This is a genomic window from Coriobacteriia bacterium, from assembly GCA_003149935.1.
In the GTDB taxonomy this organism is placed as follows: Bacteria; Actinomycetota; Coriobacteriia; order Coriobacteriales; family QAMH01; genus QAMH01.
Map to the genome: position 1 here is coordinate 141,110 of QAMH01000007.1, position 12,907 is coordinate 154,016.

Sequence of the window (12,907 nt, forward strand, 5' to 3'; positions counted from 1 at the left end):
ACTTCGGGACCTTACGGTCCCTTCGGTCGGAATGACAGTAGGCAGCGGCTCCCACTTGTCATTTCGATCGAGGCGGTGCCCCCGCTGTCATTTCGAGCGGAGCGAAGCGGAGTCGAGAAATCTCGTCATGCTGCCAGCCAGCGCATGCCGATTGGAGGATAATCAGCCCAATAGAACGCGACGATCCGGGAGGGACCCATGAAGCGCGATTACCCCAACCTCTGCAAACCCCTCAAGGTAGGCAACCTGACATTCCGCAACCGCATGGTGTCTGCTCCCATGGGCGCCACCGACATCACGGCAGAGGGTACGCCGGGCCTGCGCACGCTAGGCTTCTACGAGGCCCGTGCCAAGGGTGGTGTCGCTGCGGTCACCGTGAGCGAGCTCGTCGTGCACCCGGAGACGGACGGCTCGCAGATGCTGCACCTCTCGCTCGCAACCCCTGGTCAGCTCGGTGCGTTTGCCTACGTTGCCGATGCCATCAAGCGTCACGGGGCCATCGCCTCCATCGAGCTGTCGCATTCTGGCCAGTACGCGGGCACTTATATGGTGGACAAGAAGAAAAAAGGCGACCTGTGCCAGTACGGGCCATCCGATGGCGTGCGCCCCGACGGCATCCCCGTGAAGGCACTCACGCACGAGCAGATCGATGACATCGTCGCCGCTTACGCCAACGCTGCCGTGTTGGCACGGCGCGCCGGATTCCAGATGTGCATGGTGCATGCGGGGCATGGCTGGCTCATCAACCAGTTCCTCTCGCCGTACTTCAACAAACGCACCGACGAGTACGGCGGTTCCCTCGAGAACCGCCTGCGCTTCGCTCGCCAGATACTCACCGCGATTCGCGAGGCTACGGGCCCCGGCTTTCCCATCGAGCTGCGCATGAGTGGCTCGGAGCTTTTCGACGGCGGCTATGACATCGAGGAGGGATGCCGCATCGCCCAAGGCCTCGAGGATCTTGTTGATCTCATTCACGTGTCGGCCGGCTCCTACCAGTTTGGCTTCTCGATCACCCATCCGTCGATGTTCCGCGATCACGGTTGCAATGTGCCGCTGGCCGCGCAGATCAAGCAGCATGTGTCCGTGCCGGTCATCGCCATCGGCGGCTTGTCCGACCCGGCGCAGATGGAGGAAATCGTCGCCAGTGGCCAGGCCGATGCCGTCGCCATGGCCCGCGCGCTGCTTGCCGACCCCGAGCTTCCCAACAAGGTCATGGCCAACCGGGGTGACGAGGTCGTGAAGTGCCTACGTTGCTTCGTCTGCATGGCCGAGCGCCCCGTGACCCAAACACGTCGCTGCGCCGTGAACCCGCTCATCGGCCGTGAGTTCGAGGGGCTGACCGTGACGCCCACGGCCTGGCCAAAGCGTGTGCTCGTGGCCGGCGGTGGCATTGCCGGCATGAAGGCGGCCCACACCGCAGCGCTACGCGGCCATGACGTGACGCTATGCGAGGCAAGTGACGAGCTCGGCGGCATCCTGCGCACCGAGGCGGCGCTTCCCTTCAAGTACGACATGTACGAGTTGGGGCGCACCTATGCGCATCTGTGCCGCGAGGCCGGCGTCGACATTCGGCTCGAGACACCCGTGACCGCCGCATTGTGCGAAGAGCTCGACCCCGACGCGCTTATCATCGCCGTAGGCTCCGAGCCCATCAAGCTCCCCTTCCCCGTGGCTGAGGACGCTCGCGTGATTTCCATAGACGAGCTCTACCTGGACGGCGCCGAGCCGGGACCAGAGGTCACCGTCATTGGCGGCGGTCTCACCGGCTGCGAGTGCGCGCTGCAACTGGCACGCACGGGTCACAAGGTGCACCTCATCGAGATGCGTTCCGAACTGGCTCCCGATGCCAACATTCGCCATCGTCCCATCTTGCTGGCAGAGCTGGAGGGCGAGGATATTGACGTGCTGACGGGTGCGGCCGCGAAGTGCGTGGACGCCGATGGCGTAACGGTCACCATCGATGGCGAGGGGAGAGTGGTGCCGTGTCAGTCGGTCATCGCCGCCATCGGTCAGCGCTCGCGCAGCGCGGTTGTCGACGAGCTACGCGATGGTGCGCCTTTCGTACGCGTCATCGGCGATGCCCAGCGGCCGGCCAACATCACGCTCGCGATCTACGAGGCCTACCACGCCGCGCTGGATGTGTAACAGACCCCACACGCGAACAATGAACGCATCATGAACAAGCAGACCGAACATACATCGCGCATGGATGTCATTTCGCTGGTCGTCCTGGTCGTCGTGACGGCGTTCACGGCCCTCTACATGAAGGGCCTGAACAGCGGTATTCCCTACTACTACGATAGCATCGGCTATTCGGCCACCATCGGCGGCACCTTCGTCGCGGTGTTCACGCTGGCAAGCACCGTCATGCGTCTGGTCGGTGGGCAGATCACCGACCACTTCTCCCATTACCGGGTCCTCATGGCAAGTTTGCTGGGACTGCTTCTGGGCGTCGCCATTCCCGCCGTATGGGACGACTTCTTCGTTGTGATGGCCGCGCGCGTGCTCCAGGGCGCGGCGTTCGCGCTGGCGACCAATGTCATGACCGTTGCCGTCATGAGCACTGCCTCCATGAAGCATATGGGTCGGCGCATGGGAATCAAGGGAGCGGGGACGTCACTGGGCACCATGTTCGGTGCGCTCGTCGCCACGGGACTTCTCGACGGTATCGGATTCCAGGGGTTCTTCGGATTCTACGTTGCGCTCATGCTGGCCGCCATGCTCATGGTTTTCCTGCTCAAGCGGGCAGAGCGTGCGGAGGCGAAGAGGGCTCAGCAGGCAGCGGCACCGCAAGGTGAAGACGCGTCCGCGGCATCCACAACCACCACCGCGGACGCGGTGCAGGACACCAAGCGCGAAGAGAAGACGCCGCCTGTCGCGCAGCAAGGCGACACGCCCAAGCTCACCGCTGGCCAACGCCTGCGCGCCCTCATCAAGCCGTATCTCATGCCGCAGGTGTTTCCCTTTCTGGCCATGTCGTTTGCGCGCCGCATGCCCAAGGGCTTCTGCATCTCGTTCATCCTGATATTCGCCCGATACACCGGAATCGAGATGGGCGCCCTCTTCTTCGTCGTCGCGGGAGCTACGACTCTGACTTGCCGGCTGCTGGGCGGCAAACTGTTCGATAGCGAGAAAACCTGGCTGCTCCTGCCCGTGATCTCGGCGCAGATAGTGGGGTTTGCCCTGCTGGCCGCATTTCCCTCTCTCGTCACGCTCATCGTCGCCGCCGTGGGTTATGGGATCTCCGTCGGACTTAGCTCGCCATTCATCAAGACGCTTACCGCCAAGTCGGCGCCAAAGGAGCACTGGGGCGTCGTCAACGGGGAGCTGTATTTCTTCGGTGACATGGGCAAGGCGCTGGGCGCTTTCCTAGGCGGCATCATCATCGACATGCTGAGCAAAAGCCTCATCCCCGAAATCGCGCTGGGCTTCTCCATCGTCACCAGCGTGCTCACGGCAATCGCGCTTATCGCCGGCCATCGCGCCAAGCGCGCAAATGACCGCTCCTAGCCGAAAAGCCTCATGCTGCGCTCGCGCGTGACGACGCCTTGCGCGGCGCTCAGGTGTATGCGCACGGCCTCTTCGTCGCTGTGGCACGTCTCGAGGAGCGCGTCATGCGTGGGAAGAAGCAGCCCTTCCGTTCGGTCACGCCCCTTTTGCGTCAACTGCAGCAACTTGGTCCGGCGGTTTTCCGTGCTACGTTCCTTGGAGATGAGCCCCTGAGATTCCAGGGTCTTCATGGGTGCCGTGATGTCGCTGCTCTTCAGGAAAAGGTAGTCGGCGATGCGGGATGCGGTCACGTTGGGACCGAGCACGTAGAGCGCGAGCAATACGCGGAGCTCGGACGTCTTGAGGCCGAGTTCGCGTAGACGTTGCGCCGTGAGCGTGCGCGAGATCATGATGGTGTCGAAGAATGCCGTGTCCAGGCGGAATTTGCCGTTCTCGATGCGCTGCGCGTCGTGCAGGGTCACCGCATCGGTCGAACTGGCGAAGGCGGCTTCGAGCTGCTCGGGCGTGAGGTTCTTCCAGTAGTTCTGCAAGAACTGCCCGACGTGGTAATCCGCCCGCTCGATGGACGAAGCTCCCTTGGCGGTAAGGGCGAGCGACACTACGCGCATGTCATCGGGGTCTTCCGTCCTCGTGACGAGCCCGTCGTCCACAAGGTGGGGAACTGCAGCCGAAACCGTGCTCACGCCGACGCACAGGTTGGCGGCAAGGTCGGTGCTGCGCATGGTCTGCCGCGGGGCCGATAGCAGGCGCAAAAGCATGCGGTACTGCAGAGTCGTGAGAGAACAGTCGCTTTCCAGGATGCGACTGATGGATTTGTACAGCAGATTCATGATGGTGAGGTAGTCTGACAGGCCCTCGACTGCGGCGACATGCTGTGGATGATTGACGTCCTCGAGTTTGCGGCGTTCCTGGCCAAGTTCTGCTGCGATCATGAAAGCCCCCATTACGCTGGCTTTGCGAAAAATTATTCAACCACAATATTATTTAATGCATATATTGTTAATGAAAAATGCTTTACATAAGGATGGATGGGCGTAATCTGGTCGTGACTGGTCATCGCGGATGCGTCGCATGCCGCAGCCAGCAAAGAGAGAGCGAGAGGAGTTTCGCATGTCGGAAGAATCGTTCGTCTACACCGCCTGCCCTGGCTGGGGCGATCACGACTACTGTGCGCTCAAGACCATCGTGAAAGATGGCAAGATCGAGCGCATGGAGCGTATCGTTTACTCGGCCCCGGAAGAGCCCGATGGGCACATCTGCCAGAAGGGCTGCCTTGCAGGCCGTCAGCCCTATGATCCCAAGCGCCTGAAGAAGCCGCTCAAGCGCGTCGGCGAGCGCGGCGAAGGCAAGTGGGAGGAGATCAGCTGGGATCAGGCCCTCGACGAGATCGGCGAGAAGCTCTGCAAGATTCGCGACGAGTACGGCCCGGACAAGGTCGTCCTCTGGAATCTTGGCGCAGGCGTTCCCGCCCAGTACAGCTTCGAGAACCTGATGCCGTTCCGCTTCGCGAACACCTTTGGCGTCACCGTCCCGCTCGGTTCGATCGGCCTGGACAACGGCCCGTTCTATGCCGAGTTCTACAATGCCGGCAGCGAGTTTCCGCGCACGGTCATCGACCCGCGCATCATGGTCGGCACGGACCTCATCTACGTGTGGGGCTGCAACCCCATCGAGAACCAGATGCGCTGCGCCCAGAACCTCGTGCGCGCACGCGAGGCCGGCGCCCGCATCGTCGACCTCGGCCTCATCTTCGACGGCACCGCCGGCTTTGCCGACGAGTTCGTCGCGATGAAGCCAGCCTCCGACGGCTACCTGGCGATGGCGATGGTCAACTACATCCTGCAAAACGACCTGCAGGCAAGCGAGTACCTGCTCGCTCGCTCCATCGCTGCCTATCTCGTCGACGATGAGACCGGCCTGCTGGCGCGTGATGGCGAGGGTAACTACCTCGTCTGGGATGCGGCGAGCAATGCGGCCGTGCCCGTTGCGCCCAAGGCCGGCGCGTATCCCGAGGGTGCCGATATCCCGCTGTTTGGCAGCTATCAAATCGACGGCAAGAGCTACACGACGGCGCTCCAGAAGCTCAAGGACGCGGCCGCGGAGTACACCTTCGAGTTGGCTGCCGAGAAGTGCGGCATCGGCGCCGAAGACGCCGAGCGCCTCGCGCGTGACTGGGTCGAGGCCGAGAACGCCTTCATCCTGTCGGGCTATGGTCTGCGCTACCGCAACTCCAATGAGACCTACCGCCAGTTCCTCCTGCTCGGCGCGCTGACCGGCCGCCTGGGCAAGCCGGGCAGCGGCGTCTTCGAGGCGCTGCAGCTCCAGAGCTGGCCGCTCGTCTTCAACGACCTGCCCATCAGCTGCCCCGATGGCGTGCCCGGCGTCAAGTCCGTGCCGGTGCGCATGGGCGAGTGGTTCGCCAAGGCCGAGGCTCCCGATAGCCCCTACAAGGCGCTCATCGTGTGCTCGGGCAACCCCGTGCACCAGCAGCCCGACCGTCAGCGTTGGCTCGACGTCGTCGATGGCATGGAGCTCGTCGTCGACTACGACGTGTGGCTCACCGACACCGGCGAAATCGCCGACTACGTGCTCCCCGACCTCATGTCCTTCGAGCGTGAGGACCTCATCACGGGCGCCTGCTACAACCACATCATCCTGCAGGAGCCGGCCATCGAGCCGCAGGTTGACGGCCACGAGCCCGTCTGGGTCTTCAGCGAGCTCGCCAAGCGCGTCGGTCTCGGCGACTACTTCACGATGAGTATCCCCGAGTACATCGACATCCGCCTGCAGACGCAGTACCCGCTGATTGCTGGTGTCCAGCCGCCCGTCACCTACGAGCGCCTCAAGGCCGAGAAGATGATCCGCGCCGCCGCGCCGCCCGAGCCCAAGTACACGCCATACCTCAACCCCGCCGAGGTCCTCGACAACGAGACCGGCCGCATGGAGATCATGTACTCCGAGAAGCTCGCCGAGCTCGACATGGCGACGACCAAGGTGCTCGAGCCGAACAAGATCGGCAAGTCGACCGAGTATCCCTACCAGCTCTTCACCGGCCGCCAGCGCTTCTTCATGCAATCGAGCTTCACCGACGATCCAATCACCGTGAAGCTGTCGGGCGAGACGCCGGCGACGAGGCTCAATCCCGTCCAGGCGCAGCGCCTTGGTCTGGCCGAGGACGACATGGTCGAGGTCTTCAACGAGCGTGGCCACGTCGTCACGCGCCTCGTGCTCGACGAGAGCGTGCCCGATGGCACCGTTCACGTGTGGTTCGGCTGGCGTCGCCGCCAGTTCGAGGAGGGCACCTACGCCGAGATCACGCACCAGTGCGCCGGCAAGGATTCGCAGGGCCCGCTCGAGGACAAGTGGTTTGCCGATTGGCTTGCCGCAGGTCATCATCCCAACCCGTACGTCGAGTCGATGAGTTCGCTCACGGGCTCGACCGACTGCTACTGGGATTCGTGGTGCGACATCCGCAAGTTCGAGGGTGAGATTACGCCCAATCCGCAGGGCACCATCGTAAAGGAGGCTTAGAGCCATGGCTTACAAGATGTTGGTCGACATTGACCGCTGCATTGGCTGCTGGACGTGCGCGATGGGCTGCAAGGTTGGCAACCACCTGGAAGATGACGAGTACCGTGTCGAGATCAAGACGCATGGATCGGGCGCCGGCATCGACCGTCCTGAGGGCGTCTATCCCGACCTGCACATGTGGTGGCAGCCTATCTACCTGCCCAACTGCACCTTCTGTCCCGAGCGCATGAAGGAGGGCGAACCGCAGTTCTGCGTAATGGATTGCCCGACGCTTGCGTTGGCCTTTGGCGATGCCGACGACCCGGACTCCGCCTACTCGCAGGCTCGTGCACGACTCGAGGCTCGCGGTGCGCGGTTCTGGGAGCTCGACGATGCCGGCACGACGACGCGCTCCTGTATCGAGTACGCAAGCACCCGCCAATAATCAGAGCGCAAATGTGGGGCGATTGCGCGGGTCATGCAAGGAATTTTCGATTTTGTGAGGTTGCAGCACGGCCCGTGCAAAGATTTTTCGATTATGTGAGACTGCAGCGAGGACCTTGCAGAAAAATTGCGATTATGTGAGACCTTCGGATTACAGGGTCTCACATAATCGAAAAAACGTGCATTCCCCGTCAGGTGGCTTCACACAATCGCGTTTTTTCTGCATATGCCGCTGAGTGATTACACATAATCGAAAAAAACGTGCATCCTGTTCCTGCGCGAGTGAAGCAAGGCGAAGCGGCCCTCGGTTTTCCGGGGCCGCTTTCGCTTAGTGAGACAGATGTACCTGTCCAATCTGTCTCATGCTCTCGTTCTGCTGCTAAAATGAAATCATCGCTACCGACTATAAAAGGAGGTTCCCATGAAATACGAAATCGTCGATGCCGCCTACGTGCTCGAGCACCTTGGCAAGATGCCCATCGTGGACGTGCGTCCCAAGGACATGTACCTGGAAAGCCGCATTCCCGGTGCGGTCTCGGCTCCGCTTCTGGAGGCCAAGGAAGCACCGGAGGACACGACCGAGTTCTTCCTGCGCGAGGTCCTCGACGCGGGAATCGACCCCACCAAGGACTTCATCGTCTACTGCTACAACGGCGGACTTGCTCGCGAGGCCTGCGACCTGCTCGAGAATGCTGGCAACATCTGCCAGAAATGCTACGAGGGTAGCTGGATCGACTGGATTTCCGACTCCTCACGCCCTGTCGAGAAATGAGACAACTGCTCTGAGCAACTGTCTCATTTTTGTCATTTCGGGCGAAGCAGCCGAAGTGGTCCCCACTGTCATTTCGAGCGAAGCAGCCGAAGGCTGCGAAGTCGAGAAATCTCGGTCTTGCCGTAACGGTAGATCGGGATTTCTCCATTCCGGGGCTTCGCCCCTCCAGTCGAAATGACAACGGTGAGGGCTTCGCCCCTCCAGTCGAAAAGGGCAACGGGGGCAGCCCCGCTACTCGGCCATGAGCTTTTCGAGGGCGGTCATGCGCGCGCAGACGGTGAAGATGCGTGCCGCCTGCTCGAGCTCCTCGATGCTCGGGAAGCTCGGCGCGATGCGGATGTTGGAGTCGTGTGGGTCGTTCCCGCATGGCCAGGTCGCACCAGCGCCCGTCAGCGCGACGCCAGCATCTTTTGCCTTGGCTACGGTCGCCTTGGCCGTACCGTCAAGACCGGTGAAGCTGATGAAGTAGCCACCGCGCGGGTGGGTCCAGCTTCCAATGCCCGTGCCACCCAAGTCCTCGTCGAAGATCTCGAGCACCTTCTCGAAACGCGGACGCAGCAGTTCCGCGTGCTTGCTCATGTGCGCGGCAACGCCCTCGGCATCTTCCAAAAAGCGCACGTGGCGCAGCTGGTTGAGCTTGTCGAACCCGATGGTCTGCGCTCCCATCGCCGCGAGCATTTCATTTACGTTGGCAACGCTGGAAACAAAAGCCGAGATACCCGCTCCGGGAAGCGTCACCTTCGAGGTCGAGCAGAACTCGAAGACCATGTCGGGATTGCCCGCATCGGCGCAAGCATCGATGATGTTGAGCACGTGATCCTGCTGCGTGGGCTCATCATAGAGATGGTGCACGGCGTAGGCATTGTCCCAGAAGATCCTGAAGTCGCTGGCAGCCGGCTCAAGTGCGGTCAGCCCGCGCACGACTTCGTCCGAGTAGGTGTAGCCACAGGGATTCGAGTATTGCGGGACGCACCAGATGCCCTTGACCGCCGGGTCTGCCACGAGGCGCGCGACCTCGGCGACGTCCGGGCCATCCTCGCCCAGCTCGACGGGAATCATCTCGATGCCGAAGTGCTCGCAGATGGCGAAGTGACGATCATAGCCAGGAACAGGGCAGATGAACTTGACGCTATCGAGCTTGCTCCAGGGCAGCTGTCCGCCTAGGCCGGAAATCCAGGCACGTGCGATGGTGTCGAACATGACGTTGAGACTCGAGGCGCCGCACACGATGACTTGCTCGGGCGCAACATCGAGCATGCTGGCGATGAACGTGCGCGCTTCGGGCAGGCCGGCCAGCACGCCATAGTTGCGGCAGTCGGTGCCGTCGGCGGCGCGGTAGTCGCTTGTCGAGTTAACGCAGTCGAGCATCGGCATGCTGAGCTCGAGCTGTTCGGGACTCGGTTTGCCACGGGCCATGTTGAGCTCGAGATTCAAGGCGCAATACTTCTCGTATTGCTTCTCAAGCGCGTCATAGAGCGTGCGCATCTCGTCTGTGCTCAGGTCCTTGTACTCGGTCATGCCCGCTTCTTTCTTCGTGGTGAGAATGTCGGCGCCCATTATAGACGCAATGGCTATAATGAACGACGCATCTGTTCAAGGCGGGGCGGAATTCCCCACCGGCGGTAAGCGGCCAGAGGCGCCGTGCAGCCCGCAAACCCTTCTTCGGAAGGGCCGATCCAGTGAGACTCTGGAGCCGACGGTCATAGTCCGGATGAGAGAGCAGAAAGGAGCGGATTACTATGTCCGAAATCTCTCACGCAGGCGGGAGCGTCACCCCGCAGCAATCACGCAAGGCCACATGGAGCACGCGCAAGCTCGTCCTGCTCGCGCTCTTCACGGCACTTTCGCTCATCCTGTCCTTCATCGAGGCGCCCATCTTTCCCGCAGCGCCGTTTCTGAAGTACGACCCGTCGGCCGTCATCGCGGGCTTTGCCGCCTGCGGCCTTGGTGTGGGTGCTGGCTTGCTCGTGGGCATTGCCTCGGCTGCCATCCATGGCCTCATCATGGGTGATCCTTGGGGCTCGCTCATGACCATCATCGCCGTGGCATGCTGGATCGTGCCCATGGCGCTCATCTATCGCACCAAGGGGACGCGTACGACGCTGCTCATCGGCATCATCGTAGGCTCCATCCTCTCGCTGGCCGGCGCCATCGTGGGCAATCTGCTTATCACGCCCATATACACGGGGACGAACGTGGCAACGGTCGCAGCCATGATCATTCCCATCCTGCTTCCCTTCAACGCGCTCAAGATCCTCATCAACGACGTGCTCGCCTTCGTGCTCTACAAGCCGGTCGAGAACCTCATGTCCAAGGACTAGTGCATGGGTGACGGCCTCGACAATCCAGGCAAGATTTCGTTCGATCACGTATCGTTTTCGTACAAGGCAGATGCACCCTGCGTGCTCGATGACATCTGCCTGGATATCGAGGCCGGACAATTCGTCGCTGTTCTCGGCGCCAATGGCTCGGGCAAGTCGACGCTGGCCAAGCACATCAACGCGCTGCTTACGCCCACGAGCGGATGTGTCGCGGTAGGCGGCCTCGATACGCGCGATGAGCACAGCGTCTTTGCCATCCGAGAGAGCGCGGGCATGTTGTTCCAGAATCCCGACAATCAGGCAGTCGCCTCCGTCGTGCGCGACGACGTCGCCTTCGGCCCGGAAAACCTTGGCCTCGCTCCCGACGAGATTCGCGCGCGCGTCGAAGAGGCGCTTGCGACCGTTGCCATGCAAGATCATGCGCTTGACGAAATCGAAAGTTTGTCCGGCGGCCAAAAGCAGCGTATCGCCATCGCGGGCGTTCTGGCCATGCGGCCGCGAATCCTCATACTCGACGAGCCGGGCGCCATGCTCGATGCACGCGGCAGGCGCGGCATCACGCGCGTGGCCCACGAGCTCAATGCCGACGGAATGACCGTCGTGCTCATCACGCACTTCATGGAAGACGCGCTCGGCGCCGACCGCGTCGTCGTGCTCGATCGCGGACGCATCGCACTCGAGGGCACGCCCGATGAGGTCTTTACCGATGCCACGGCGCTGCGTGCGTTGCGCCTCGAGTTGCCGTTCTCGATTCAACTCGCGGAGGACCTGCGCGCGCGAGGTGTCGAGGTCGGGATGGGGCTTTCCGAGGAGAAACTGGAGGAGGAGCTGTGCCAATTGCTTTCGAACAGGTGAGCTTCTCCTACGATGACGAGCATGACGCCCTCCAGAACATCGACCTCGTCGTGGAGGATGGCGAATTTCTGGGCGTCATTGGTCACACTGGCTCGGGTAAGTCAACGCTCGTGCAGCTCATGAACGCCCTGCTCGTTCCCACAGCCGGCTGCGTGCTCGTGGATGGGCTCGATACGCGCGAGCGCAAGCTGCGTCGCGAGGTGCGCACGAAGGTTGGCTTGGCTTTCCAATATCCCGAGACGCAGCTTTTTGCCAACACGGTTGCCGAAGACGTCGCCTTTGGTCCTCGCAACTTGGGATTATCCGATGACGAGGTTAATCGGCGTGTGCGAGAGGCCCTCGATCATGTGGGGTTGGATTACGATGCCATCGCGCAACGAAGCCCCTTCGATCTCTCGGGCGGTCAGCAGCGTCGCGTGGCGCTTGCCGGCATACTCGCGATGGAGCCGAGCGTGCTCGTGCTCGATGAGCCTGCTGCCGGCATGGATCCGGCGACGGTGGACGAGATTCGAAATTACCTGCGTGACCTCAACGATCAGGGCCTCACCATCGTTCTCGTCTCGCATTCGATGGATGACGTCGCCGAGCTCTGCTCGCGCATCGTCGTGCTCGATCATGGCGTGCTGCACATGCAGGGAACACCCGACGAGCTGTTCACGGCGCAAAACGCCGCCGAGTTGCGTCGCATCAACCTTGACGTGCCCCGCGCTACGAAGTTTGCCCTAGAATTGGCACAACGCGGGCTCGTATTGCCCGAGCCCATTCTCGATGAGCAACAGCTTGTCGAGGCGCTGATTACGTTGCATGCGTGACAGTGGGGACGGGGCTTCTGTCACGCTGGATTCGCGACATGTGCCAAGGGGTCTGACCCCCTGACACACAGACGTGACAGAAGCCCCGTCCCCACTGTCACGCCTACCGTATAGAGAGGTACATAACCATGCCGCAGATTTCGCCTGAGCTCGATCAGCTTTCGATTGCACTCATCCAGACAGCGATTGACATGCTCGACGTGCATGACGATGTTCCCGTCATGCTTGCGGTGGATTGCGATGACGAACTATTGACCTTCGAGGATGACACGCCCGATGGCTGCTATCGTGCCGCTCGCGAGCAGGTGCGATCCTATGGCAAGGACTGCACGCGCTATGCGTTGCTCACCCAGGGCTTCGTTCAGGAGGACGAGACCGATTCGGGGCAGCCGGCCCTGCTCTTCGAGTTTGCCGAGCGCGGCATGGATTGCGCATGGAGCGGCTTCATGCTGTACCGACGTGACGAGGATGGTCACATCGAGGTGAGCGAACCCATGCCGGCTGGCGAGGAAGAGCTTCTCTTCGGGTAGCGGTTTACGAGCGCTAGACGGGACGACGGACGACGGGAAGCATCTCGAGCAGACCCACGGTGAGCGCGATGCGGTCTTGCGAGGACTGTCTGAGCGCGCGATCTGTGCGCGCGAGTTCCGCAGCGGCATCGCGCGAGACGCGGGTCGGGTGCG

Annotated in this window: 9 protein-coding genes, 1 pseudogene and 1 riboswitch; of the genes and pseudogenes, 8 read left to right on the plus strand and 2 right to left on the minus strand. The window is 61.8% G+C overall.

Annotated elements, in window-relative coordinates:
* Window positions 1-198: 198 nt before the first annotated feature.
* Together DBY20_06585 and DBY20_06590 are read left to right on the plus strand one after the other, a co-directional pair.
* Window positions 199-2,145 (plus strand): NADH:flavin oxidoreductase, encoded by a 1,947-nt coding sequence (locus tag DBY20_06585; protein PWL78519.1) that lies wholly within the window; start codon window positions 199-201, stop codon window positions 2,143-2,145.
* A gap of 30 nt (window positions 2,146-2,175) precedes the next feature.
* Window positions 2,176-3,510, plus strand: coding sequence for a hypothetical protein (locus DBY20_06590; protein PWL78520.1), 1,335 nt, complete (start codon window positions 2,176-2,178; stop codon window positions 3,508-3,510).
* Here the strand turns inward: DBY20_06590 and DBY20_06595 are convergent.
* Window positions 3,507-4,454 carry a hypothetical protein gene (locus DBY20_06595; GenBank protein ID PWL78521.1) on the minus strand — a complete coding sequence of 316 codons (948 nt, stop codon included), beginning with the start codon at window positions 4,452-4,454 and terminating at the stop codon, window positions 3,507-3,509. The two genes, DBY20_06590 and DBY20_06595, sit on opposite strands and share 4 nt — an antisense overlap.
* A 118-nt stretch (window positions 4,455-4,572) precedes the next feature.
* On the opposite strand from DBY20_06595, the gene DBY20_06600 reads away from it, so the two are divergent.
* From DBY20_06600 to DBY20_06610, 3 genes are all read left to right on the plus strand, one after another.
* Window positions 4,573-7,041 carry a hypothetical protein gene (locus DBY20_06600; GenBank protein ID PWL78522.1) on the plus strand — a complete coding sequence of 823 codons (2,469 nt, stop codon included), beginning with the start codon at window positions 4,573-4,575 and terminating at the stop codon, window positions 7,039-7,041.
* Between the two features lie 4 nt (window positions 7,042-7,045).
* Window positions 7,046-7,465, plus strand: coding sequence for a hypothetical protein (locus DBY20_06605; GenBank protein ID PWL78523.1), 420 nt, complete (start codon window positions 7,046-7,048; stop codon window positions 7,463-7,465).
* 420 nt (window positions 7,466-7,885) lie between these two features.
* Window positions 7,886-8,236 carry a hypothetical protein gene (locus tag DBY20_06610; GenBank protein PWL78524.1) on the plus strand — a complete coding sequence of 117 codons (351 nt, stop codon included), beginning with the start codon at window positions 7,886-7,888 and terminating at the stop codon, window positions 8,234-8,236.
* Window positions 8,237-8,467: 231 nt separating this feature from the next.
* On the opposite strand, the gene DBY20_06615 is transcribed toward DBY20_06610, so the two are convergent.
* Window positions 8,468-9,754: an aminotransferase gene (locus DBY20_06615; protein PWL78596.1), complete on the minus strand. Its 1,287-nt coding sequence runs from the start codon at window positions 9,752-9,754 to the stop codon at window positions 8,468-8,470.
* A gap of 67 nt (window positions 9,755-9,821) precedes the next feature.
* Window positions 9,822-9,963: riboswitch (FMN riboswitch) on the plus strand.
* Between the two features lie 12 nt (window positions 9,964-9,975).
* Here DBY20_06615 and DBY20_06620 point away from each other — a divergent pair.
* The 3 genes and pseudogenes from DBY20_06620 (at window position 9,976) to DBY20_06630 (ending at window position 12,754) form a co-directional block, all read left to right on the plus strand.
* Window positions 9,976-10,557, plus strand: coding sequence for an ECF transporter S component (locus DBY20_06620; protein ID PWL78525.1), 582 nt, complete (start codon window positions 9,976-9,978; stop codon window positions 10,555-10,557).
* A gap of 3 nt (window positions 10,558-10,560) precedes the next feature.
* Window positions 10,561-12,224, plus strand: a pseudogene (locus DBY20_06625) (energy-coupling factor transporter ATPase).
* A gap of 128 nt (window positions 12,225-12,352) precedes the next feature.
* Window positions 12,353-12,754: a hypothetical protein gene (locus tag DBY20_06630; protein ID PWL78526.1), complete on the plus strand. Its 402-nt coding sequence runs from the start codon at window positions 12,353-12,355 to the stop codon at window positions 12,752-12,754.
* The last annotated feature ends 153 nt before the right edge of the window (window positions 12,755-12,907 follow it).

What these genes read in the sequence shown, in the direction of transcription:
- DBY20_06585 (PWL78519.1), top strand. Translation starts at nt 199, where the DNA reads ATGAAGCGCGATTACCCCAACCTCTGCAAACCCCTCAAGGTAGGCAAC.
- DBY20_06590 (PWL78520.1), top strand. Translation starts at nt 2,176, where the DNA reads ATGAACAAGCAGACCGAACATACATCGCGCATGGATGTCATTTCGCTG.
- DBY20_06595 (PWL78521.1), bottom strand. Translation starts at nt 4,454, where the DNA reads ATGGGGGCTTTCATGATCGCAGCAGAACTTGGCCAGGAACGCCGCAAA.
- DBY20_06600 (PWL78522.1), top strand. Translation starts at nt 4,573, where the DNA reads ATGCGTCGCATGCCGCAGCCAGCAAAGAGAGAGCGAGAGGAGTTTCGC.
- DBY20_06605 (PWL78523.1), top strand. Translation starts at nt 7,046, where the DNA reads ATGGCTTACAAGATGTTGGTCGACATTGACCGCTGCATTGGCTGCTGG.
- DBY20_06610 (PWL78524.1), top strand. Translation starts at nt 7,886, where the DNA reads ATGAAATACGAAATCGTCGATGCCGCCTACGTGCTCGAGCACCTTGGC.
- DBY20_06615 (PWL78596.1), bottom strand. Translation starts at nt 9,754, where the DNA reads ATGACCGAGTACAAGGACCTGAGCACAGACGAGATGCGCACGCTCTAT.
- DBY20_06620 (PWL78525.1), top strand. Translation starts at nt 9,976, where the DNA reads ATGTCCGAAATCTCTCACGCAGGCGGGAGCGTCACCCCGCAGCAATCA.
- DBY20_06630 (PWL78526.1), top strand. Translation starts at nt 12,353, where the DNA reads ATGCCGCAGATTTCGCCTGAGCTCGATCAGCTTTCGATTGCACTCATC.